This is a genomic window from Burkholderia sp. AU31624 (genome assembly GCF_020420065.1).
Classification (GTDB): Bacteria; Pseudomonadota; Gammaproteobacteria; order Burkholderiales; family Burkholderiaceae; genus Burkholderia.
Map to the genome: position 1 here is coordinate 294491 of NZ_JAIZRT010000006.1, position 22969 is coordinate 317459.

At 63.0% G+C, this 22969-nt stretch carries 16 protein-coding genes; 7 read left to right on the top strand and 9 right to left on the bottom strand.

Going from position 1 to position 22969, the window contains the following annotated elements; genetic code table 11:
- Positions 1 to 32: 32 nt before the first annotated feature.
- Together LGM89_RS23195 and LGM89_RS23200 are read right to left on the bottom strand one after the other, a co-directional pair.
- Positions 33 to 911 (bottom strand): phytanoyl-CoA dioxygenase family protein, encoded by an 879-nt coding sequence (locus tag LGM89_RS23195; RefSeq protein WP_226274006.1) that lies wholly within the window; start codon positions 909 to 911, stop codon positions 33 to 35.
- A 21-nt stretch (positions 912 to 932) separates the two neighbouring features.
- Positions 933 to 1790, bottom strand: a complete 858-nt coding sequence (locus tag LGM89_RS23200; RefSeq protein ID WP_226274007.1) for an NAD(P)-dependent oxidoreductase — start codon at positions 1788 to 1790, stop codon at positions 933 to 935.
- Between the two features lie 777 nt (positions 1791 to 2567).
- Here LGM89_RS23200 and LGM89_RS23205 point away from each other — a divergent pair.
- Together LGM89_RS23205 and LGM89_RS23210 are read left to right on the top strand one after the other, a co-directional pair.
- Positions 2568 to 3197 (top strand): TetR/AcrR family transcriptional regulator, encoded by a 630-nt coding sequence (locus LGM89_RS23205; RefSeq protein ID WP_089498465.1) that lies wholly within the window; start codon positions 2568 to 2570, stop codon positions 3195 to 3197.
- Positions 3198 to 3778: 581 nt separating this feature from the next.
- On the top strand, positions 3779 to 4378 hold the full coding sequence (locus LGM89_RS23210) for a TetR/AcrR family transcriptional regulator (protein ID WP_089498464.1): 600 nt from the start codon (positions 3779 to 3781) through the stop codon (positions 4376 to 4378).
- Between the two features lie 141 nt (positions 4379 to 4519).
- Here LGM89_RS23210 and LGM89_RS23215 read toward each other — a convergent pair whose 3' ends face one another.
- Complete coding sequence (locus LGM89_RS23215; protein WP_226274008.1) at positions 4520 to 5980, bottom strand: aldehyde dehydrogenase family protein; 1461 nt, start codon at positions 5978 to 5980, stop codon at positions 4520 to 4522.
- Positions 5981 to 6547: 567 nt separating this feature from the next.
- Here LGM89_RS23215 and LGM89_RS23220 point away from each other — a divergent pair.
- The 5 genes from LGM89_RS23220 (at position 6548) to LGM89_RS23240 (ending at position 14374) form a co-directional block, all read left to right on the top strand.
- Positions 6548 to 7528 carry an aminotransferase class IV gene (locus LGM89_RS23220; protein ID WP_089498462.1) on the top strand — a complete coding sequence of 327 codons (981 nt, stop codon included), beginning with the start codon at positions 6548 to 6550 and terminating at the stop codon, positions 7526 to 7528.
- 405 nt (positions 7529 to 7933) lie between these two features.
- Complete coding sequence (locus LGM89_RS23225; RefSeq protein WP_089499045.1) at positions 7934 to 9253, top strand: DUF1329 domain-containing protein; 1320 nt, start codon at positions 7934 to 7936, stop codon at positions 9251 to 9253.
- 16 nt (positions 9254 to 9269) lie between these two features.
- Positions 9270 to 10976, top strand: coding sequence for a DUF1302 domain-containing protein (locus LGM89_RS23230; protein WP_089498461.1), 1707 nt, complete (start codon positions 9270 to 9272; stop codon positions 10974 to 10976).
- 7 nt (positions 10977 to 10983) lie between these two features.
- On the top strand, positions 10984 to 13383 hold the full coding sequence (locus LGM89_RS23235) for an efflux RND transporter permease subunit (protein WP_226206187.1): 2400 nt from the start codon (positions 10984 to 10986) through the stop codon (positions 13381 to 13383).
- Between the two features lie 16 nt (positions 13384 to 13399).
- The gene (locus LGM89_RS23240; RefSeq protein ID WP_226274009.1) at positions 13400 to 14374 is read left to right on the top strand and encodes a WD40/YVTN/BNR-like repeat-containing protein; all 975 of its coding nucleotides are present in this window, start codon (positions 13400 to 13402) and stop codon (positions 14372 to 14374) included.
- Positions 14375 to 14568: 194 nt separating this feature from the next.
- Here LGM89_RS23240 and LGM89_RS23245 read toward each other — a convergent pair whose 3' ends face one another.
- The 6 genes from LGM89_RS23245 to LGM89_RS23270 all read right to left on the bottom strand — a co-directional run bounded on the left by LGM89_RS23245 (position 14569) and on the right by LGM89_RS23270 (position 22954).
- A complete protein-coding gene (locus LGM89_RS23245; protein ID WP_089498458.1) occupies positions 14569 to 15258 on the bottom strand; it encodes a response regulator transcription factor in 690 nt (229 codons plus the stop codon).
- 575 nt (positions 15259 to 15833) lie between these two features.
- Entirely contained in the window at positions 15834 to 17462 is a 1629-nt protein-coding gene (locus tag LGM89_RS23250) for a GMC family oxidoreductase (protein WP_226274010.1), read from the bottom strand.
- Positions 17463 to 17684: 222 nt separating this feature from the next.
- On the bottom strand, positions 17685 to 18635 hold the full coding sequence (locus tag LGM89_RS23255) for an alpha/beta hydrolase (protein WP_226274011.1): 951 nt from the start codon (positions 18633 to 18635) through the stop codon (positions 17685 to 17687).
- A 32-nt stretch (positions 18636 to 18667) separates the two neighbouring features.
- Positions 18668 to 20158, bottom strand: coding sequence for a flavin-containing monooxygenase (locus tag LGM89_RS23260; RefSeq protein WP_226274012.1), 1491 nt, complete (start codon positions 20156 to 20158; stop codon positions 18668 to 18670).
- A 336-nt stretch (positions 20159 to 20494) separates the two neighbouring features.
- Positions 20495 to 21478 carry an alpha/beta hydrolase gene (locus LGM89_RS23265; RefSeq protein ID WP_226206180.1) on the bottom strand — a complete coding sequence of 328 codons (984 nt, stop codon included), beginning with the start codon at positions 21476 to 21478 and terminating at the stop codon, positions 20495 to 20497.
- Positions 21479 to 21490: 12 nt separating this feature from the next.
- Complete coding sequence (locus LGM89_RS23270) at positions 21491 to 22954, bottom strand: flavin-containing monooxygenase (RefSeq protein WP_089498453.1); 1464 nt, start codon at positions 22952 to 22954, stop codon at positions 21491 to 21493.
- Positions 22955 to 22969 lie beyond the last annotated feature (15 nt).

Below are 22969 nucleotides of genomic sequence, written 5' to 3' on the forward strand. Positions count from 1 at the left end.
CCGGGCCAGGATTCCATCACCCAACCCGTGCGTTAATCGAAATGCCCGACCTCGAGGAAATCCTTCATCTTCAACAGGTCGTTCGGATCCGACATTTGACCGTTACGCTCGACGAAGCCGGCGAAAGTCGTGCCGTACGTCCAGCCGAGCAGGCGCTGCAGCTCTTCCGGATAGCGCTTCACGCGTTCGATCGGCAGCGTGAGGTACTGGTTTTCTTCCTGCCGGAGGATCGCCAGGTCATACGACATCGTCAGGCCGGTGCGCGGCGCATCGCTGGTGTTCTTGCCGCCGCCGTGATACGTGGAGCCGATGAAGAACAGCGCATCGCCGGCCGACATGGTCGCGGGAATGGCTTCCTCCTGCTTGGGCATGCGCTCGTCGTCCCACTTGTGGCTGCCCGGGATGACGAGCGTGGCGCCGTTTTCCGCCGTAAAGTCCGATACGGCCACCATCACCTGGAACCGGGCCTCGCGCCCATAGTTCGGGTGCCGCCAGAGCCATACGGAATCGTCACGATGCAACGGCTGAAGGCCCTGCCCCGGCAGAATCTGGATGGCTTGCGTCACCCCCACCTGGATATCGGGCGCGACATCGACCTGGTTTTCGCCGCTCCAGATCTTGATCGGCGTCTGCAGGATGCTGCGCGCCGCACCCAGATAGAGCGGATGCAACGCAACCTCGGCCATCCAGTCGGTACGCGCGAAGAGGCGCGAGACGCGACGCGTCTGGGTACCGGCGAAGTAATCGTCTACTCCGTTCGGAGCCGACTCGAGCGTGTCGAAGAGCGTACGTTGGATTCGCGCAAGCAAATCGGAATCGAGAAAGTTCTTGACGATCGCTCCACCATCCTGCCTGACTGCATTGGCAAGATCCTCAGGAGTGCTACCACTTGAAAGGCGCTGCAACGACATGATGATTCCTCCAACAAATTGTCAATGATTAAAAAGCGCGGCGTATCCTCGGTCACCACTGCCTTCTGCAATGGATGACAGGATTCGCTCGCGTAGCGCCTTCAGGATTCGCGGCGGCTGCCCGATATCTTCCTGCGCCTGCTGAAACAGTTCGGTCGCTCGTGCGTAGATGTCGAGGTCCGCTCCGCGCGGTTGATAGTCGGAAGCCGCCACGGACTCGAACAGGCCTTCGATGAAGTGAGTCTGACCGGCGAGATAGTTTGGGATCAGGTCGCGAATCTCGTCGATCGAAATGCCCGAGTTCACCACGAATCTGAGACCTTCCAGGAAGGCCGCGCCCGCCCCAAAAACGAACGTGCCCGTCAACCCGGCATCGAGCACGTTCGGCACGTCGGGTCGTGCACCGACGTAGGTGGATTGCGGAGCAATCTTCCGGAGCAGAGGCTCCACTTCGCGCCAGATCTTCTCGTCGCCCCCAAAAAGGATGACGGCGTTCTCGCGGCCGATATCCGGCGGGAAGCACTGGATAGTTCCGCTGATGAAGTTTGCTCCGGCGCCACGCACGATTTGATCCAGCTTCTGGACCTCGGACGGGCGACCCGTGGCCAGATTGACCACCGTTTTCCCTTTCAGGCGCTCGCCCAGCGCCTCGAAGTCCGCCGCGAGGTCAACCGGTGTTGCCGTCACGACGACGATGACGTCCGCCTCATCAAAGGCGGTCGTGGCACGCTCGGCAACCCGGGCGCCCAGTTCGCGCAGACGCTGCGCCTTTTCAGCCTTCCTGTTCCAGACGACGACTTCCGCACCATCGTCAATCAGGGTGGCGGCAATGGCGGACCCCATCACCCCCAGGCCCAAGACGGCAATCACATGGCTCATTCGTATTCCCTATCGTTGTCGTTGACCACACTACCGAGAAACATCCTTCGTTCAAGTCAACCGCACGAATCATTAGACTTGGTCATATGACTATCAAGCAAGCCGTATGCCAATCGGATCCGGGTGTTCGCCCTTCGTGAAGGGCGGCTAACGCGCACGGTGGTGATGCGCATGCCCCGGCGCGGGGAATTCGCCGCACCAGATGAGGCTCAGCGTCACGATCGCGGTGCAGACGGTTGACTTGATCAAATGACCACGAATCTACAGGCACGAGTCTTATGCTTCGACAGGACATTGGGAATACGGAGTTTCCATTAGCCTCGTCATGAAGGCGCCGCACGAGCCAACGCAGTGGCGCCCATTCCACGATCCGCACGGCTGCTTTACCGTGCACGTGTGAGAGTCACCGTACCTGCGCTGCTCTGCGACGGCCTCATCGAAGCAGGAACGCAAGCACCGCTCGACGAGCGGAGCACCGCTTGATGCGCCGGGCCGATCCACGATGGCGAGTCCGTCTTCTGGTTCAGGGAGCCTGCCGCCGAGTCGCATTGCTGCCGTGATGTTCGTCCTGCGCCGCGGCGCATCGACGCCATCACCATGCCCGGCACGTACCTGCGAACGGCACGTCTCACGACGCCACGGCGGCGCAATATCCGTGGGGGACAATGCCTTGTGTTGCTAGCGAAATGCCGCCCATCGTCATGCTAATATCCGAGGATTCGACTACCCTGCACGGGTAGCGCCTTTGGACGAAGACATAAAACGGAGCGCTGGCCTATGCAGCGAGTACGGGCTGAAGTCCGCCGCCAGGACCTCGTCGCGGCGACTGTCGCGGTGATTGCAGAGCACGGTGTGAAGGGTGCCACGACCCGTCGCATCGCCGAGGCTGCAGGATGCCCACTGGCGTCCCTGCACTACGTGTTTCACTCAAAGGACGAGCTGCTGTTCGCCGTCTACGAGTCCCTGATCGACTTGATCCGCTCGGATAGCCCCGAGCCTCCGGAGCACGGCACCCTGTCGGACCTGGCGGAGTTCAACCTGCGCTCCGTGATGACCTGGTTCGAAGCCAACCCGACATACGCGAAGACCCAGTCGGAGTTGTATACGTGGGCGCTCAGGCATCAGCCCGACATGGCCGTTAACGCGCTTCGCATCTCCCAGGAAGGTGCCCGCAGCAATCTGACCACCGCCGAGCCCCGTGCAGATGCCAAGGTGCTGGACGCCATTGCGCGGCTGACCATCGTCCTGGTCGACGGCCTGCTCTTCTCGTGGTTTGCCCAGGAAGATTCGAAGCGTCTGGCAACCGATGTCGACCACGCCTGCAAGATGCTGGCCGCCTACGCGGCGACACTGTCGGACGCGCGCCCTGCCGCCAAGACCCCTCGCAAGTCGGTACGGAAGCACTGAACCGCTGCCACCTACGCGGAGGCACCGGCTCCCCCCCGGTGCCCTCACAGCGGCAGCGTCGCCGCTTCAAATGACCGCACGGCTCGCGGCGCATGACGTTGCAATTTCACCCATGCGCCGCCCTGCGCGCACGCTCTGCTCGAAGGTGCTTTCAGGAGCCCTTGTTCGCGTTCGACCCCGCACGTTCGACGCGACGTAACGGGCTTCACCGAGAATCCACACCGGCTGCAGCCAAGCACCCCGTTTCCATTCGCATCGAAACCCGACGCTCCTGGCAGGCAGCCCTCGGACTTACGTCGCAGTTCTTGCGCTCACGGGTTTACCTCCATCGACAGCGTCTCTTTGTCTGCTTAACGTTGACCGATCAAATGATCAAGTCATACGATCAAAACTTCCAGAATCAGCGCAAAAAAGCGAACTGAATATTCATGGCATCCGCGGCCCGGCCCATTCATGGACAAACTTTCAAGAAGCCGACATAATTCACGAGCGTTATGGTCACTTGACCATGTATCACGGATAAACACTACACCTGTGTATGACGTGAACGGAAGAGGATTTTCGGGTACCGGAGTTTACCAATGACAAGAGTTCGCGCTGCGTTGCGGCGACAAGATTTCGTTGACGCTGCCGTTGAAGTGATCGCCGCGCACGGCGTCGCTGGAGCCACCACGCGGCGAATCGCCGAAGCCGCGAGTTGCCCGCTGGCATCGCTGCATTATGTATTCCATACCAAAGACGATCTGTTCGACGCGGTGTACGAATCCCTGTTCGACCTGCTCGCGGCGAATGCTCTCGCCGACAGGGAATTTCATTCTTTCGGCGAACTCGCCGGATGGCAGCTGCGCAAGAATGTCGATTGGCTCGTGCAGCATCCGTCGTACGCCCGGGCACAGTCTGAACTGATCCAGTGGGCAGAGCGTCATCGCCCCGATTTCGCGTTGAAAACTTATGTCGAGACCATCGAGCGAACGATCGCTTACCTCGGCAAGTGCGCGCCACAAGTCAACCCTGACGCGATTGAATCCGTCGCCAGAATGAGCATCATCCTGATCGATGGATTGCTGAACAGTTGGCAAGGCGACACGAATATCCGCGAGCTCAAGGCGAACCTGGATAGTGTAAGTTCAGCGTTGGAGGCGTTTGCCACCTCTCTCTCGAGCTCGACGGTGCAGGCCTGAGCGCCGACGCGGCGTGTCATTGCACCATCGCCGGCAACCCGACACTGCCCATCCGCACGATGCCTCGTGACCGGCCTCGATCCTGCCGCCTTTCCGTAGACGGACGTCCGCGGACAGCCGGACGCCCGTCGTCGCTTCCCGCTAGCTGACGGCGCCCGGCGCCGCGCCGAACATCGACTTCGTCTCCAGGAACTCCTCGATACCGGCGTAGCCCCACTCTCGTCCGTTGCCGGACTGCTTGTACCCACCGAACGGCGCCGCGATGTCGACGGGCGCGCCGTTCAAATGCACCATCCCGGTCCGCAACTGTCTCGCGACGCGCTCCGCCTGTTCGATCGTGTCGCCGTAGACGTAGCCGGACAATCCGTACGGCGAGTCGTTGGCAATGGCGACCGCGTCCGATTCGTCCTGATACGGGATGATCACCAGGACGGGGCCGAAAATCTCCTCGGTTGCAATCGTCATGCGATTGTTCACGCGGCTGAAGACCGTCGGCTTGACGTAGTAGCCTCGTTCGAGCCCGGAGGGATTGCCGAGCCCGCCCGACAGGAGCACCGCGCCCTCGTCGATGCCCGTCTGAATCATCTCCTGCACCTTGCGATGCTGGCGCTGGTTTGCCATCGGCCCCATGGTCGTACCGGGAGCGCGCGGATCACCGACGACGACCTGCGCGCACGCCGCGACCGCAATCTGCTCCGCCTCCTCGAGCCGATGCGCCGGCACCAGCATGCGCGAGGGCGCGGTGCACGTCTGGCCGGAGTTGGCCATCATCTGGAGCACGCCATGCGTGACACCCTGCTGAAAGTTTTCGCTATCCAGAATGATGTTCGCCGACTTTCCGCCCAGCTCCAGCGTCACCCGCTTGATCGTCGTCGCAGCGGCCTGTGCGACCTCCACGCCGGCGCTCGTCGAACCGGTCAGCGACACCATGTCGAAGAGCGGGCTGGACGCAATGGCCCTGCCCAGGCGCTGCCCGGAGCCCTGCACGAGATTGAATACGCCGGGAGGAACGCCGGCCTTCTCGAGGATCTCGGCGAGAACAATCGCCGAGTATGGCGCATTCTGACTGGGCTTCAACACGATCGTGCAACCCGCCACCAGCGCCGGCGCCACCTTGCACATGACCTGGTTCATCGGCCAGTTCCACGGCGTGATCAACCCGCACACCCCCACCGGCTCCTTCACGATCCGCGACGTGCCCTGGGTGCGTTCGAACGGATACTGCTTCGCCACTTCCAGCGTCGTATGAAGGTGCCAGAGCCCCAGTGCCGCCTGAAGCGGGCGAGAAATGGCGTCCATCGGCGCGCCCATCTCGAGCGTGATGGCGTCCGCCATATCCTGCAACCGCTCGGTGTAGGCAGCGATCACGCGCTCGAGCATCGCGAGCCGCTCGACGAGCGGTGTGGTCGAGAATGCCGCGAACGCGTCGCGCGCCGCCTGCGCGGCCAGGTTCACATCGGCTTCGTCCGAGAACAGCAACGCGCCGGAGACTTCGCCCGTCGCCGGGTTGATGATGTCGTGCTCCACGCCACCGTTCACCGGCCCCACCCAACGGCCGCCGATGAACGCCTTGCGGAGATGGTCTGCTTCGAAAATCGGCATCTGCTCGCTCCATGTCATTTTGGTATCGAGGGCGAGTCTTCAGCCTTCTGGATCGCCCGGGAAGATCCATACTAACGTCTTTTTTGATCATTTGGCCAAGTCACATGACTCGGTAATAATCAGTATTGCCACCGGCAAGCCAAAGTAAGACGCTTCATGGAACGAACCGTCATGCTGCTGCAAAAGATCTGCAGCGCGTGTGACCGGATGATGATGGAGACGAAACCACGAGGCGGCTTCCGGCGAAGCGCGCGACACGCCGAAGTCTCTTATCTCAGGTGAATCGGTTTGGCTACCGGCACGGACGTTCGACGATCACCGGCCGGCAAGCACGAGTCTGCTCGCCGCTAGCGTATCGAGGCAGGCATCACAGAGGGTTAACCTTCATCGACAAGGAATTTTTCGAGCAATACTTTCCACTACACGGTCACTTGATCAAGTCATATGGCAGACTTCACGGCGGATAGCCTGGAAGCAAGCAATCCGCAAGGAAGCGCACCGCGATCCGGTCGCTTTTGACGTCAACATCGAACGACAACTCTCCCTCGGGAGCGAAAGGTAATTACCATGGCAATCATTCAAGTCCAGCAGATCATGCACGAGAATCCGCTGCATGCTCGCGCTCCGCATGAACCCCGCTATGAAGATGGCAGCGCCTTCTGTGACGGCAAGTACGTTCCCATCACCGAAGCGACCGTCCCGCTCGTCGACGCAGGGTTCCTGCACGCCGACGCGGCCTACGATGTCGTCACCGTCTCGCGGGGCAACTTCTTCCGGCTCGACGATCACCTCGCGCGCATGGAAGAGTCGTCGGCGAAGTTCTTCCTCGAGAATCCGTTCAATCGCGACCAGGTCCGGGAAATTCTCCACACGCTCGTGCGCAATGCCGGCCTGAAGGACGCGTACGTCTGGTGGTGCGTCACCCGTGGCCCGCTGAGCGTCGACCGCCGCGACCGCAGCGCGATGAAGAACGCGATGTTCGCCTTCGCCGTGCCGTTCTTCTTCCAGGCCGACGACGAGGTCCGCACGCGCGGCTCGAACCTGCTGATCAGCAAGCGGTACAACCGCATTTCCGCGAAGGCGGTCGACCCCACGGCGAAGAACTTCCACTGGATGGACATGAAGCTCGCGCTCTTCGAAGCCATGACGCAGGAGAAGGACTGGGCGGTGCTCGTCGACGAACACGACAACCTCACCGAGGCAGCCGGTGCGAACGTGTTTTTCGCCAAGAACGGGGAGCTCTACACCCCCGCCGAAGGCTGCCTGCTGGGCATCACGCGCCAGAGCGTGTTCGATATCGCCGCCGAGCTCGGCATCAAGGTGAACATCGGCACGTACACCGCGACCCAGCTGCGCGAGGCCGACGAAGCATTCACGTCGTCGTCGGCAGGCGGGATCATGCCCGTCAGCGCCGTCGACGATCAACCGCTTGGCAACCACAACGGCCCCGGCCCGATCTCCGAGAAGATTCACAACCTCTACTGGGAGAAGCGCTGGGCAGGATGGCACGCGCAACGGGCGGAGTACTTCTCGTCGGTCCCGGCATAAGCCGGAAACCAGAAGCCGTTCGACAGTGGCGCGTACGAAGCCGGTCCGGTCGAACAAGCCGTATCCGGCCCTGGCGGGCGCCCAATAGCTGCATGCATTGACAAACCGTCCGGCGCGACGCCCAGGCGCCGGACAATACGAACTTCTACGTCATAGCGATGACCTGGAGTTCGGTGATTCAGCAAAACAAAGTACAAGCACACCCCAATTCATTTCGCATAGCTAATAAACGGGCTGGACTATCGGACCCTTCATCCGTTTTCACCTATGCACAACCCTTTGGCGGGCGCACGTTACCTGGTCAAGGTCAAGGAGATAGCCGTGGTCAAGACTCATGCTTTCAAGAAATCCGCTTCGCTCATCCGATCGGCAGCGAAATTGTCCGTCATCGCTTCCGCCGTCGCGATGTCTTTGACCGGTGCGCTTGCGGAAGGGACGGATGCCTCACATACGCCGTCGGGCGCCGAAATCGCCGGCACCGCGAGCGGCATTCCCGCCTGGACCCCCGTGGGCAACGTCGGGGCAGGCTGGAGTTACGGCAAGCGCCGCGCGGATTTCTTCAAATACAAGTCCGACAAGCCGCTGTACACGATCGACGCCAGCAATGTCGACAAGTACGCGGACAAGCTCAACCCGGGCCAGATTGCACTGCTGAAGAACCTGAAGGGCTTCACGATGCCGGTCTATCCGTCCCGGCGCACGTGCGGCGTCCCCGATTTCGTCGCGGAGAACACGAAGAACAACGCGGGCTTCGCCAAGATGTCGGCTGACGGATCGGAACTCGCCGATGCCCACCTGCCCGGCTACCCGTTCCCTGCGCCCAAGACCGGCGCGGAAGTGATGTGGAACGCGAAGCTGCACTACCGCGGCGCCGGCGTCGAGATGCGCGACATCATCACCGTCGTCTCGCCGCGCAAGGGCGCGTCCGACTGGATCAAGAACGTGTCCGACGCATGGATTTACCAGCCGTGGGGCGACAAGGCCGGCACGACGTTCGCGAAGGTCAATCAGATCGAAGGCAACGCCTACTACGCGTACAAGTCCCCGGCGGCCATTGCCGGCCAGGCCGCGATCTTCACGAACTATGCCGACAAGCCGACCGAAGTCTTCTACTACTTCCCGGGGCAGCGCCGGACCCGTCGCATGCCGTCGTATGCGTACGATGCGCCGCAGATCGGCTTCGACAACCAGTACAACATCGATGAAGCGCTGGTCTTCTCCGGCCAGACGGACCGCTTCTCCTGGAAGCTGCTCGGCAAGAAGGAAATGATCGTTACCTATAACGACCTGGGCATGTACGACTTCTCGGACAAATTTGACGATGCGTACGGCCCGGACTTCGTGAACCCGGCGAAGCGTCGCTACGAACTCCATCGCGTGTGGGTCGTGGAAGCCACGGTCAAGCAGGGGATGCGCCATACCGCGCCCAAGCGCCTTTTCTACGTCGACGAAGACAGCTGGAGCTACCTCGGCGCGGTGGACTACGACGCGCAGGGCAACGTCTCGAAGGTTCGCGAGGGCTACATCATTCCGGTGTACGAAACGGGGAGCTGCGACACGCTCGCATTCGCGCAATACAACCTCGTCGACGGCCGGTATCTCGTGGATGGTTCGATGCTCGCGGCCGGACGGGACGCGAAGTGGTCGGTCGACTCGTCGGCGGACCAACACTACAAGCCGAGCTTCTACAACGCCGATAATCTCCGTGCGTTGAGCGAGCGTTGACAGGGGCCGAGACAAAATGGCTACCACCTCCTCATTACAGCCCCGCTCCAGCGTGGTGTTCGTGCGCGCGGCAATCGCGGCGCTTGTCGCCGTCGGGTGCGGCAGCGCGCATGCCTTCACGTTCACGATCGGCAACGTCGAAGGCAGTTTCGATTCGACGATATCGGCAGGCGTCGGCATTCGCACCGCGTCGCCGAGCAGCAATCTCGTGTCGCCGACCTACAACGTGGCCACCGGTGCGCAGACGGGTGGCGGCCGGCTCGGTCAATTGAGCGGCCTCTCCGATCAGGGCGACATCAACTACGGCAAGGGCGATCCGTTCACGAGCTATCTCAAGGGCAACCACGAGCTGGTCCTGAAGATGCCGTCGCAAGGGCTCACGTTCATGGCACGGGGCACCTGGCAATACGACTACTCCGGCACCCGCACGACAGGCGCGACCAGCGGACAGGACCTGTTCTACAACCCTTCGCCCAACCTGAGCGGCGGGCTCCCGTCCGATGCCGAGAAGAACATCCGCTTCAAGCCGCGCCTGCTCGACCTGTGGGTCAGCAAGCAGTTCAACGTCGGCGACCAGATCGCGCGCATCCGCGTGGGTAACCAGGTCGTCAGCTGGGGCGAAAGCATCTGGGAAACCGGCGGGGTCAATGCGACGAATGCGATCGACGTGAATCGCGCGTCCCAGCCCGGCGCGCAGGTCAAGGAGATCATCCTGCCGGCGCCGATCGTGAGCGTCGCATCCGGCGTGGGTCACGGCGTGAACGTCGAAGGGTACTTCCAGAGCAACTGGAACCAGAATTACCTGCCGCCGGTTGGCAGCTATTGGTCGAACCAGATCGTCGGGCCCGGCAACAACACGTACGGCGCCTCGACCATCCATCCGAAGAACGGCGGGCAGTATGGTTTTTCCATTCGCTACCAGCCGGCGGGAACGGACCTGAATCTCGGCTTCTACACGATCGCGTACCACGACAAGTTCCCGCAAGTCTCGCTGAGCTCGACGGGCGGGACGGTCTTCCGGTTTCCGGAAGACCGCCACATGATCGGTGTCAGCGCCAACTTCCCGGTGGGCGACTGGGCGATCGGCACCGAGCTCTCGTACCGGCCGCGAGACGCCGTTCCGCTGAATCCGGCCAGCGGATGCGTCGCGCAAGGGGGGAACTGCTGGGTCGACGAGAAGCGCTTCCAGTGGCACCTGACGACCCTCTATTCGCTGCAACCGGGCAATTCGGGCGCCTTCCTGAAGCTGCTCGGCGCCCAGACCGCCACGCTGACGACCGAGACGGTGATCATTGCTTATCCGGGGCTTCACAAGAGCTACGGCGGATCGCCGATTTCGCCTGGCGCGCTTCTGTGGGGGAACGAATTCAACGACTTGTTCGCGACCGGCGCACTCAACACGCCGGGTAGTGCCCAGGGAACGAAATACTCCGGCGGGATCGACGTCGATTTCAACTGGGTGTACGACGGCACCGTCATTCCCGGGTGGCAGGTCAATCCGGGGATATTCGTCCGGTACGGCCTCTTCGGCAATACGCCGAACGTGAATGCCCAGTTCATGCGCGGCGTGACGGCCATGAACCTGTATGTGAACTTCATACAGAACCCGGCGAACTGGCAGGTCGGATTGAACTACACCCGTTTCATGGGCCCGACCAACCCGCTGGCCAACCCGCTACGTGACAGGGACTTCGTGGCAATCGTCGCATCTCGCAATTTCTGAGGTCAATATGAATCAACCGCCTGTTTCCGACGCAGCCCGACCCAGCAAGCTGCCAAGAATTCTTCATTCGCTGGAAAATACGCTGTTCGGTCACAGGCGTCTCGTGCTGGGGCTCCTGGTGTTGTTCACGGTCGTCATGGCCTGCTTCGCCGTCAAGCTGCGCATGGATGCCGGGTTCGAGAAGCAGCTGCCGCTGGGCCACGAATACACGCAGACGTTCAACGAGTATCGCGGTGACCTGCTCGGCGCCAACCGCCTGATCGTCGTCGTCAAGGCCCGCAAGGGCAGCATCTGGACGCCGGCTGCGTTGAAGCGCCTGTATGAAGTCACCCAGGCGGTCACCTTCCTGCCGAACGTATCTCGCAGCAGTGTTCAATCGCTCTGGACACCGAATTCATTCGTCAACGAGATCACCGAAGACGGATTCCGGGCCGACCCGCTCATTCCCGGCACCGTGACGCCCGATCAGCTCGACGGCAACACGGTCGGCGCCATTTCGCGCTCGACCGCCCAGGGCGGTTTCGTCGGCAGCCTCGTGTCGCGCGACCAGAGCAGCGCCATGGTCACCGCCGATCTCAACGAGCTGGATGCCAAAGGCGAGCGGGTGGACTATGTGGCATTCGACAAGGCGCTCGAAACGCAATTGCGCGCCAAGTTCGAGGATGCGAACTATGAAATCCAGATCATCGGTTTCGCGAAACAGATCGGCGATATTGCAAACGGTGCGTCGTCCGTCCTGAAGTTCTGCGCGATCGCCCTGCTCCTGACCGCGTTGGCCGTCTACTGGTACTGTCGCTCCATTCGCCTGACGATCCTGCCGCTGACCTGCTCGCTCGTCTCGCTCGTCTGGCAGTTCGGCACGCTGCATCTGCTCGGCTACGGGCTCGACCCGCTGGGCGTGCTGGTTCCATTCCTGGTGTTCGCGATCGGCGTTTCACACGGCGTCCAGCAGATCAATTTCATCGTGCGCGAGATCTCCCACGGGAAGTCGGTGGAGCAAGCCGCCCGGTCCAGCTTCAGCGGGCTGCTGATTCCCGGCACGCTCGCGCTGGTGACCGCGTTCGTGTCCTTCGTCACGCTGATCCTGATTCCGATCCCGATGGTGCGCGAGCTCGCGATCACCGCTTCGCTCGGCGTGGCGTACAAGATCGTCACGAACCTGGTGATGCTGCCGCTGGCGGCGTCGTTGCTCAAGGTCGATGGCAACTATGCGAAGAATGCGGAACTGCACGCCGTTCGTCGTGGCCGCGTGCTCCGCGTGCTCGCCAAAGTCGCCATTCCGCGCAATGCGGCGATCGTCCTGCTGGCCGCCGTCGTGGTGTTCGCCGTGGCGGCCTGGGAAAGCCGGGACCGCGTGGTCGGCACGCTGCAGGCCGGCGCGCCCGAGCTGCGTGCCGACGCCCGGTTCAACCAGGATTCGGTTTCGATTGCGTCGAGCTATGACGTCGGCCTGGACTGGATTTCGATCGTCTTCGAAGCGCCGCCCCAGTCCTGCAACAACGTGGAGGTCGGCGCCTACCAGGATCGCTTCGTCTGGTCGATGCGTGCCGTCCCCGGCGTGTTGTCGGTCGTTTCGTTCTCGTCGTTGCTGCGGCAATACAACGAGGGATACAACGAAGGCAATCCGAAGATGTCCGCGATCCCCATCGATCCGGACAACTATTCATCGCTGGCCGGCGAGGTGGCCCGCACGCCCGGCGTGATGCGCAAGGACTGCAGCATGACGGCGGTGAACATCTATCTGGCCGATCACAAGGCGACCACGATCACCCAGGTGATCAACGCCGCGAAGCATTTCCGTGATACGGACAAGCTGCCGGGCGTGAAGATCCGGCTCGCGTCCGGCAACGCCGGCGTGCTGGCCGCGGTCAACGACGAAATCGAGCGCAGCGAATTGCCGATGATGCTTTACGTCTATACGACCATCGTCCTGCTCGTCCTCGTCACGTACCGTGACCTGCGCGCGGTGCTCGCCTGCTGCCTGCCGCTGACGATCGGCACCTTCGTCGGGTATTGGTTCATGAAGGAGCTGCAGATCGGCCTGACCGTCGCCACGTTGCCCGTGATGGTGCTGGCGGTGGGTATCGGCGTCGACTATGCGTTCTATATCTACAACCGGCTGCAGCTGCATCTCGCCAACGGCGTCGGCATCGTCAAGGCGCTCGAACAGTCGATCCTCGAGATCGGGACGGCCACCATCTTCACGGCGATCACGCTCGCGATCGGCGTCGCCACCTGGTCGTTCTCCGAGCTCAAGTTCCAGGCGGACATGGGCAAGCTCCTGGCGTTCATGTTCATCGTCAACATGGTGATGGCCATGACGGTTCTGCCCGCGTTCGCCGTCTGGCTCGAGCGCATCTTCCCGCGGCGCAAGCCCGCCCGTGCCCCCGGCCTGCTCGCTCATTGAAGAAGAAGAGGATTCCATGACCCTGTATCGCAAGGTTCTCTCCCTGTCGGCCGGCGCCGTCGTCCTTGGCGCGCTGCTGGGCAGCATGCCGGGCGCGGCATCCGCATCGGAACTCCGGCCCGTGCCGGCCGTCCAGTCCAGCATCGCGACCCAGTCCCCCGTGCTGGATGCGGCCTGGGCCGGCCAGCGGGTCGTGAGTGTCGGCGCGAACGGCATCGTCCTGCTGTCCGACAACCGCGGTGCGACGTACCGTCAGGCCAAGTCCGTGCCCCTGAGCTCGACGCTGACGTCCGTCAGTTTCATCGACGCCAGGACAGGGTGGGCAGTCGGCCACTGGGGCGCGATCCTGAAGACGACCGACGGCGGCGAGACGTGGGAGGTGCAACGTCTCGTGACGAGCGAGGATCGCCCGCTGTTCGGCGTGCATTTCACCGATGCCAACCACGGCGTGGCCGTCGGACTCTGGTCGCTCATCCTCGTCACCGATGACGGCGGCAAGACCTGGACCAAAAAGGAAGCCGTGCTCCCGAACGGCAAGAAGTCGGACCTGAATCTGTTCGGCCTGTTTTCGAACGGCAATGGCGAGATCTTCGCCACGGCCGAGAAGGGGCAACTCCTGATTTCCCGGGACAAGGGCAACACGTGGGAAAGCGTGGAGACCGGTTACAAGGGGTCGTTCTGGTGCGGCGTGGCGCTGCCCGACGGCGTGCTGCTGGTCGGCGGGCTGCGCGGCACGCTGATGCGAAGCGAGGACAACGGCCATACCTGGTCGCGCGCGACGCTCGACACCCGGAATTCCATTACCGCGCTTGCGTCCCGAGGCGCCACGGTATTGGCGATAGGGGTCGACGGGCTGCAGGCTCAAAGTACCGATGATGGCAAGACGTTCCAGCGCCTGCGTACCCAGACCGGGACGACGTACACCGCGGCGCTCCCGTCGACCGGCGACAAGTGGCTGATCTTCTCTCGCGACGGGGTCATCGCGCAGTAACGGCCGGATGTCTGAAGCGCGCGGCGGGCCGCGATCGTGAATCGCGGCCCGCCGTGTCGAAGCCTGCCTGACCTCGGATGGAGGGTCGAGCCAAACGGCGATCGAGTTCTCCCACCCGGGGGCACGGATCACTCGAAGAAGAAGCGGCTGACGGACGAGCCGCCGTGTCACGCCACGCGCGACACCCTCCCCCGTCAGCCGGATTTTCGCAGTCGATAGCCGATGCCGTGCACGCTTTCCACGATGCCCGACGCGCCGGCGGCCATCAGCTTTCTCCGTAACCGGCTCATGTGGCTGTCGACGGTGCGTGTGGATGCGCTGACGTCCGCCATGCACGCATCGAGCAATTCGACGCGCGTAAATGCACGATTCGGCAGCCTGGCCATGTGAGCCAGCAGGCGGAATTCGACGAGTGTCACGGAGACCGGCGTTTCGCCGGAGGACGTTCTCACGCACGCCATATAGCTTTCCGTATCGACTTCGAGCGTACCCACCCGGAGGCGACGTTCAGGCGCGAGCGTGCCGGAGCGCCGAAGAATCGTGAGCAATCGCGCGACGACCACGTCCGGATCGAACGGCCTGACGATGTAGTCGTCGACGCCGGCGTGCAGTGCGCGCAGCTGCTCCCCCTCCCGGTCACACGCCGAAATGACGACGATGGGGGCATCGCTTTGCCGTCGAAGCCTGGCGAGCATGTCCAGGGTATCCGCACGCAGTTCACGGACGTCGAGAATGACCAGATCCGGCTTCAGGTTCAGTTGCGTAGCCAGCACGGTCTGGGCGGGGTGGGTCTGGAATGTTCGAAAGCCATGGCGAGTCAGGCAGGTATCGAGCGTCGACGACATTTCCGGTGCGTCATCCGCGATGAGTATGAGCGAGTGCATGATTGAATTTCCGAGTCGTTGCCTTTCGTGCAAGCGGACACCTTCCGGACCGCGTTCAGGCACCGCACGGGGGTCCCCGTTCACAGGCATCGCTCGTCGAATTGAAGACGGCGTTCGGCATGACACACGCCGACGCCATCGGGATAGAGGCTGGGGAAGAATATTTCCCGCGCCCGGACGAGGCCGGACGCCGAGCGAGATCGATCGGCCGACTGGTTCGTCGGTTGCGGCGACTCATCGCCATGAAGCAAGCAGCGGTCTTTCTCCGGTGGTTGGCGCATACAGGTCGCCACCCGGCATCCGCGCGTCGGGTGGCGGCATCGCTTGCCTCGTGCTCGCCTTGCGCTTCAACGAGCAAGGATGCGTTCATGATCGGCGGTTGGCCGCATCACCAGGACTCACCGCGCGAGCGCTCGACGCCCGAAAGCGCGCGATGCCCCGGCAACGTCCAGTCTTGCCGCAACCGGCCGGCGAGCCCTTGCCTTCGGGTCATGGACGTCGCTGCACACATCATGCTCGCGACGTTCACGTGCGGATGAGGCCTTCGTGCCGACGAACGTCGGCGAGAAGGTCACTCACACCGCGTTTTCCGGTATCGCGGACGGGAATCGGGAGATCCTCCTGATCAGATCAGAGGCTTTCTCACCGATCATGATCGTCGGCGCGTTCGTGTTTGCGCCCACCAGCGTCGGCATGATCGATGCATCCACCACGCGCAATCCTTCCGTTCCCCGTACGCGCAACTGGGAATCGACGACCGCGAGCGCGTCGTTCCCCATGCGACAGGTTCCGACCGGGTGGTACACGGTGTCGGTCCGCTCGCGCAGCAACGCACGAATGTCGTCGTCCGATCGCGACCGGGACGCGAACACGTCCTCCGTCACGAACCGGGCCATCGCCGGCGCGGCCATCAACCGCCGGGTCAGCTTGTACCCGTCGACCAGGACCTCGAGATCGTCGTCGTGCTCGAGGAATGCCGGGTCGATCAACGGCGCATCGAGCGGATCGGCGCTTCGCAGCTTGACCGACCCACGGCTTTTCGGCCGCAGCAGGCACACGTGACAGGAAAGACCATGTCCGAGCCGCACCTTCCGTCCGTGATCGCTGACGGGCCCGACGACGAAATGCATCTGAACGTCCGGGCGATCGAGATCGGGACGCGTCTTCAGGAATGCGCCGCCTTCGGCGAAGTTGGTGGTCAGGGTACCGGTTCGCGAGTTCCGGTATTGCCGGATGTCGCCCAGCGTCTTGATCGCGCCGCGCACCGATACGCCGAGCGCATCCAGGCTGTTCGTCTTGTAGCTGACGACGAAGTCCGGATGATCCTGCAGGTTCTCACCCACGCCCGGGAGATCGGCGACGACCTGGATTCCGTGACGCTCGAGTTCGTCCTTCGGCCCGACGCCGGACAACATCAGCAACTGCGGCGATTGAAGCGCGCCGGCGGAAAGGATCACCTCTTTCTTCGCCCAGACCGTCTCGACATTCCCGCCACGCGTGACCTCGACGCCCACGGCCCGCTTGCCGTCGAACACGATGCGCCGGACCTGCGCGCCCGTCTCCACCGTCAGGTTGCCGCGCGTCTTCAGGTGCGGAAAAAGATAGGCGCGTGCCGCACTCCAGCGCTCGCCATTCTTCTGGGTCACCTGGTAGATGCCGACGCCTTCCTGCTCCGCACCGTTGAAATCGTCCGTGACGGGCAGGCCGCACTCTCGTGCGGCGTCCAGCCAACGCGCCTGGAATGGATTGTCCGTCCTCAGGTCGCTGACCCACAGCGGGCCGCCGCGCCCGTGCCATTCATTGCCGAGCCGCTCGTTGTGCTCGCTTCGCTTGAAATACGGGAAGACGTCGTTCCAGCCCCAGCCTTCGTTGCCGAGCGCGGCCCAATCGTCGTAGTCGGCATGATGGCCGCGCGTGTACACCATCGCATTGATCGCGGACGATCCGCCCAACGCCTTGCCACGCGGCTGGTAGCCGCGGCGCCCCTGCAGCCCCTTCTGGGGCACCGTCTCGAACGCCCAGTTGTTCAGCTTGGACGGGATCATCAGCACCAGGGCGGCCGGCACGGTGACGGGCCATCCATCGCCGGTGCCGCCGGCTTCGAAGAGGCACAGCGTCACGTCGGGATCTTCGGTCAAACGCGAAGCCAGCACGCTGCCGGCCGAGCCGCCGCCTACAACAAGATAATCGAATGAGTTCTTCACGGGTCTGTGTCCTCGATAGATGCCTGCACGCTTCACAAGCAACTACCTGATGCATCGATTCCACCATTCGCGTCGCGGCCTCAGCGAGCCGCCGCGCGATCGGCTTCATGCCGTCATGCATCAGCACTGCGCGGCCGCATCGGCACCGTTGGAGGTCATCCATCGAACCGCGTGCGGCCACGAAATGGCGAAAAGCGAAATCAGGTCGCTTCCGCCAACGTATCAATGGTGCCGCGCGGCGCCGAGTAACGTTCGAAAGCTCGCGATGCCCTTCTCGATCCACGCCTGGGCGCCCGGGGAGATCGCCCCCATGTCGAAGAACCCGTGAATCATGCCGTCGCACCGGATCGTGTCGACCTTCACGCCGCTCGCGTGGAGCAAGCGGCCATAGGCCTCGCCCTCGTCGCGCAGCGGATCGAATTCGGCGGTCAGGATGACCGCGGGCGGCAACCCGGCAAGATCCTTCGCACGGATCGGCGCCAGTCGCGGATCCTCCCGGTTGGTCCCGTCGGGCACGTAATGTCGCTCGAACCAGGCGATCGTCTCGAGGTCGAGAAAGTAGCCTGCGCCGTTTTCCTTGAAGGAAGGAAAGCCGGCGCGATCCTGCGCGACCGCGGGGTAGATCAGGAACTGGGCGGACAGCGCAATGCCGTCGGCGTGCAGTTGCTGGGTCACGACCGCGGCCAGATTGCCGCCGGCGCTGTCTCCGGCCACCGCGACGACGTCGCTGCCGCCCAGCTCACCCGCGTTCGCGATCACCCATCGGGTGGCGGCGATCGCATCGTCCGCCGCGGCCGGATACGGATACTCCGGCGCCAGCCGGTAATCCACCGAGACGACGACCGCGTTGGCGCCGCGCGCCAGCTCCCGGCAAATATTGTCGTGGGTATCCAGATCGCCGATCACGAATCCGCCGCCATGGAGATAGACGACCGTCGGCAGATTGCGCTCCTGGGTCGGACGGTACAGCCGCGCCCGCAGCGATCCGGTCGCGCCGGGAACGGTCAGGTCTTCCACGCCGTGAACGTCGACCACGGCCTCCGGTGCGCGAACGGCGCGCGCCAGATGCTGCATCAATCCGCGCGCCTCTTCCGGGCTGGACTGCGACAGCGGTTTCGCGCCGGACCCGGCAAGGGATTCGAGAAAACCAGCGAGGTACAAATCGAGTGCCATAACTTCACCTTTATTCGAACGTTGCGCGGAGATCAGCGATACACGAGGACTTCGGCATCCGGGCTCAATTCCGGAATGGTCTGGCGCTCCTCCTCGTACTCGAAGTGGTGCTGCCACGGCATGCGATCGCCACGCAAGTGCATCTGGTGTTGCGAGCGCATCACGTACCCGGCATTGAAGTTGTTCGGGTCGGTCCACGGCAGCCGCTGCATGTCCGCGTCTTCGGCGCGCAGGCACGGCTCCACCGTCTTCGCGCCCACCTTGTCCATATGCGCCAGGACGCGGCAGGTGAATTCGCACACGAGATCGGCGCGCAACGTCCAGCTCGACCGGTAATAGCCGTAGATGAACGCCATGTTCGGGATACCCTCGATCATCATTCCCCGATACGAGACCCGCTTCGACATGTCGACCGGTTCGCCGTCGAGGTGGAACGCGATCTGGCCGAAAGCGCTCATGTCGAAGCCCGTCGCCGTCACGACGATGTCCGCCTGCAGGTGCTCGCCCGACGCCAGCACGATGCCGCTTTCGTCGAACGATTCGATGGTGTCCGTCACGACGGACGCCTTGCCCTCCCGGATCGCCGTGAAGAGGTCGCCCTCCGGCACCGCCGCCACGCGCTGCTGCCACGGGCGATAGCTGGGATTGAAGTGCTTGTCGACGTCGAACCCTTCCGGCAGCTGTTGCCGGGTCTCGTTGATCAACCAGTCGCGAACGGCGTCCGGGTTCGCTGCGGACAGGTTGATCAGGTCGAACGTCTGCTTCAGGTGTGCACGCCGCAGAATCTCGGAGCGCCACTCCTCGGGCAGGCTCAGTTCACGCAGCGTCGCGTCCAGCTGGTGGGTCCACGGAACCGCCGTGAAGAACGTCGGCGACCGTTGCAGCATCGTCACATGCGCCGCGGTGCCGGCCATCGCTGGAATCAGCGTCGCGGCGGTCGCGCCCGAGCCGATCACGACCACCCGCTTGCCGGCGTAGTCGAGGTCTTCCGGCCAGTGCTGCGGATGCACGACCGTTCCCTTGTAGCGGTCGAACCCGTTCCACTTCGGCGTAAAGCCCTGCCGATGGTCGTAGTACCCCGCCCCCAGCCACAGGAAGTCCGTGGTGATCGAGAAGTGTTCGCCGGTATCCTTGCGCGACACCTCGACCGTCCAGCGCTTCTGCTCGCTCGACCAGCTCACCGTTTGAACACGATGCCCGTAGTGGATCTTCGAGGCGAGGTCGTATTCCTTGATGACATCGCCCAGATAGCTGTGGATCTCCTCCGCCGTGGCGATCGAGCGGCCCTGCCACGGGCGGAATCCGAATGCGTACGTGTACAGGTCGCTGTCGGAACGCGCGCCCGGGTAGCGATGGGTCCACCACGTACCGCCGAATCCATCCATGGCTTCCAGGATGGCGAACGAGCGGTCCGGCAAGTTCATGCGAAGATGACAAGCGGCATCGAGCCCCGAGATCCCCGCCCCGATGATAAGTACCTCTACGTGCTCAGGCAAACCCGAATCTGCTTGATTCTTAGTCATGAGATCCCTCCGATGACCCGTTATTGAAAATATCCGTAACGCCGCACGACTAGATCATTTGACTTGGTCATGTGACTACGGAAGAAAAAGACGCTCGCACGTGCATGCCGGCGACAACGTTTCAAACCAGTACGTGCCCCCCGCTGCACCCGGCCAGGCATGCACGCGGGTCATTGAGGTGTGCATCCCGGTTTGACCGGTCACCCCGAACATGATCAATTGACCAAGTTCCACGGTTCCCAGTCTATGCAGTCGAGGGACAATTTGAATCAGGAGTTTCCATTACCCGACCGGTCGCAAGGGGCGAATGCGCCGACCCGCGCGACGATCGACGCGTCAAGCCTTGAAGCCGTCTGGTTCGGCAAGCCGCCGGACAAAGGAAACGGCGCGATCCAGCAGGTATCTCGCTGCCGGGATCGTGCGGGCCGCGGTGATGATGCCGTGATGATGCCCGGGCAGATGGAGATGCTCGACCGTGCTCCCCGCGCGGGCCGCGCACGATGCGTAGGCAACGCCTTCGTCACACAGCGGATCCAGCCCCACCGTGGCAATGAACATCGGCGGCTGCCGCCGGCCTTCCGCATGCAGCAGCGGGGACAGGCGTGGAAGATCGAACGGCGTGCCGGCCGGCACGTAGTGCTCCCGGAACCAGCGCATCGACTCGGCGACCAGCGGAAATCCGCCTTGAATGCGCTGGTAGGACGGAAGCGACGCCGTCAGGTCCGTCACGGGATAGAACAGGATCTGCCCGATGATCGCGGGTCCCGCCGCCGATGCCGCATTGGCGATGAGGGTCGCCATGTTGCCGCCGGCGCTGTCGCCCGCCAGGATCACCCGGGACACATCGATGGCGAGCGCGGAAGCGTTGGCCGCGAGGTAGTCCAATGCCCGCTCGCAGTCTTCGAGCGGGACCGGCCACCGCTGCTCCGGCGCTAGCCGGTACTCCACGGAAGCGACAACACACCCGCCGTGCCGTGCGAGATGACGGCAGATGCCGTCATGCGTGTCCACGCTGCCGATCACCCACCCGCCGCCGTGAATGAAGACGATCAGCGGTTTGTCCTCGACGCGATCCCCGGCGGGCGGACGATAGAGCCGTACCCGAATGCTGCCGTCCGCGACGGGAACATCGATATCGTCGTGGGCAACCGCTGCGTCGGCGGCGAGGCCGTTCAATTCGCAGGCCCGCACGAAGTTCACGCGCGACTGGTCGACGGAAAAGCTGCCGTAGTGTCGCCCGCCCAGTTCGCGGAACGCCCGAACGGCGTCCCGCGCATCGTCAGCCACCTCGGTCAGCGGCAACCAGTGCACCGATGTCATGGGCATCCCCGCTCAGATCGCAGCGAACACGCTTTGATCCCATTGCGTCACGGCGCGGTATTCGTCCACCGTGCCCGGCCAGTTGTTGATCACCTTGCCTTGCGCGTTCTTGTACCAGCTCGAGCAGCCCGCCGAAAACGCCGAGCCGACCATCGCCGATTGCAGCTTGCTGTTGTATTCGTCGAACACGGCCCGATCGACGTCGACCGCCTTCACGCCGGCCGAAGCCATGCCGCCGATCGCGTCGATGATGTAGTTCTGCTGGATCTCGAGCATCGACACGATGGAGTTGTGGTTCAGGTTCGTATTCGGCCCATACAGCATGAACATGTTCGGAAAGCCCGGCACGGTCATGCCGAGATACGCTTCCGGGCCGTCCTCCCACGCCTGGGCCAACGTGCGGTCCGTGCCGCGAACCTGCAGGCTGCCCTGGAAAGCCTGACTCTCGAAGCCGGTTCCGAACACGACCACGTCGAACGGAAGCAGGCGGCCGTCCCGGGTCACGATGCCCTCGTCGACGAACGATTCGACCCCCGCCGTCTCCAGCGCGACGTTGTCGCGCATGAGTGCCGGGTAGTAGTCGTCCGATCGCAGAATCCGTTTGCACGCGTATTCATAGTCCGGCGTCAGTTTCTCGCGCAGGACGGGGTCGGGCACCTGGCGATGCAGGTGCGCCAGCGCGAGACTCTTGCCTTCCTGCTGCGCGCTGGACCCCATCCGCGTCCGCTCGAACCCGGACTCGCGGAAAGCGTGCAGCGATTTCCGGCTTTCTTCGAACAGATGGGGCTCGCGCTCGTAGGTATCGAGCTGCTCCGCCGAGAAGACGATCTGGTTGCGCGGCATGATCCAGTTCGCGCTTCGCTGGAATACCGTCAGGTGATCGACCTTCGGCGCGATGAGCGGCACATACTGCACGGCGCTGGCGGCGTTGCCGATGCTTGCCACCCGCTTGCCGCTCAGGTCCACGTCGTGCCGCCACTCGGCGGAGTGGAAATACTCGCCGTTGAAATCCGCCAGGCCGCGAACCGCGGGGATCATCGGACGGTTCAATTGCCCCCATGCCGGCACGAAGAATCGTGCGGTCATCCGGGAGCCGTCATTCAGCGCGAACCGCCAGAGGCTTGCACCGGCATCCCATTCGGCACTGCGAATCTCGAGGTTGAATCGCAGGTGTTCCGTCAGGTCGAACCGCGCGGCAAGCGATTTCAGATAGTGCAGCAGCTCGTTGCGGCCGGCATACATCGCGCTCACGCGCAAATGCGGATGGAAGCTGTAGCAGTACAGGTGCGATTCGGTATCGCATGCCGCGCCGGGATACGAATTGTCCAGCCATACGCCCCCGAGATCGGGACGCTTCTCCAGTACGACGAAGTCGTCGATGCCCGCGATTTTCATGCGGGCGGCCATGCCGAGGCCTCCGAAGCCTGCACCCAGGATAACGATCTCGTGGTGCTCAATCCTTTCTACATTGTTCACGGTGCATTCTCTCTA

What these genes read in the sequence shown, in the direction of transcription:
- LGM89_RS23205 (WP_089498465.1), top strand. Translation starts at nt 2,568, where the DNA reads ATGCAGCGAGTACGGGCTGAAGTCCGCCGCCAGGACCTCGTCGCGGCG.
- LGM89_RS23225 (WP_089499045.1), top strand. Translation starts at nt 7,934, where the DNA reads ATGTCTTTGACCGGTGCGCTTGCGGAAGGGACGGATGCCTCACATACG.
- LGM89_RS23200 (WP_226274007.1), bottom strand. Translation starts at nt 1,790, where the DNA reads ATGAGCCATGTGATTGCCGTCTTGGGCCTGGGGGTGATGGGGTCCGCC.
- LGM89_RS23215 (WP_226274008.1), bottom strand. Translation starts at nt 5,980, where the DNA reads ATGCCGATTTTCGAAGCAGACCATCTCCGCAAGGCGTTCATCGGCGGC.
- LGM89_RS23235 (WP_226206187.1), top strand. Translation starts at nt 10,984, where the DNA reads ATGAATCAACCGCCTGTTTCCGACGCAGCCCGACCCAGCAAGCTGCCA.
- LGM89_RS23265 (WP_226206180.1), bottom strand. Translation starts at nt 21,478, where the DNA reads ATGACATCGGTGCACTGGTTGCCGCTGACCGAGGTGGCTGACGATGCG.
- LGM89_RS23240 (WP_226274009.1), top strand. Translation starts at nt 13,400, where the DNA reads ATGACCCTGTATCGCAAGGTTCTCTCCCTGTCGGCCGGCGCCGTCGTC.
- LGM89_RS23260 (WP_226274012.1), bottom strand. Translation starts at nt 20,158, where the DNA reads ATGACTAAGAATCAAGCAGATTCGGGTTTGCCTGAGCACGTAGAGGTA.
- LGM89_RS23195 (WP_226274006.1), bottom strand. Translation starts at nt 911, where the DNA reads ATGTCGTTGCAGCGCCTTTCAAGTGGTAGCACTCCTGAGGATCTTGCC.
- LGM89_RS23230 (WP_089498461.1), top strand. Translation starts at nt 9,270, where the DNA reads ATGGCTACCACCTCCTCATTACAGCCCCGCTCCAGCGTGGTGTTCGTG.
- LGM89_RS23220 (WP_089498462.1), top strand. Translation starts at nt 6,548, where the DNA reads ATGGCAATCATTCAAGTCCAGCAGATCATGCACGAGAATCCGCTGCAT.
- LGM89_RS23255 (WP_226274011.1), bottom strand. Translation starts at nt 18,635, where the DNA reads ATGGCACTCGATTTGTACCTCGCTGGTTTTCTCGAATCCCTTGCCGGG.
- LGM89_RS23245 (WP_089498458.1), bottom strand. Translation starts at nt 15,258, where the DNA reads ATGCACTCGCTCATACTCATCGCGGATGACGCACCGGAAATGTCGTCG.
- LGM89_RS23210 (WP_089498464.1), top strand. Translation starts at nt 3,779, where the DNA reads ATGACAAGAGTTCGCGCTGCGTTGCGGCGACAAGATTTCGTTGACGCT.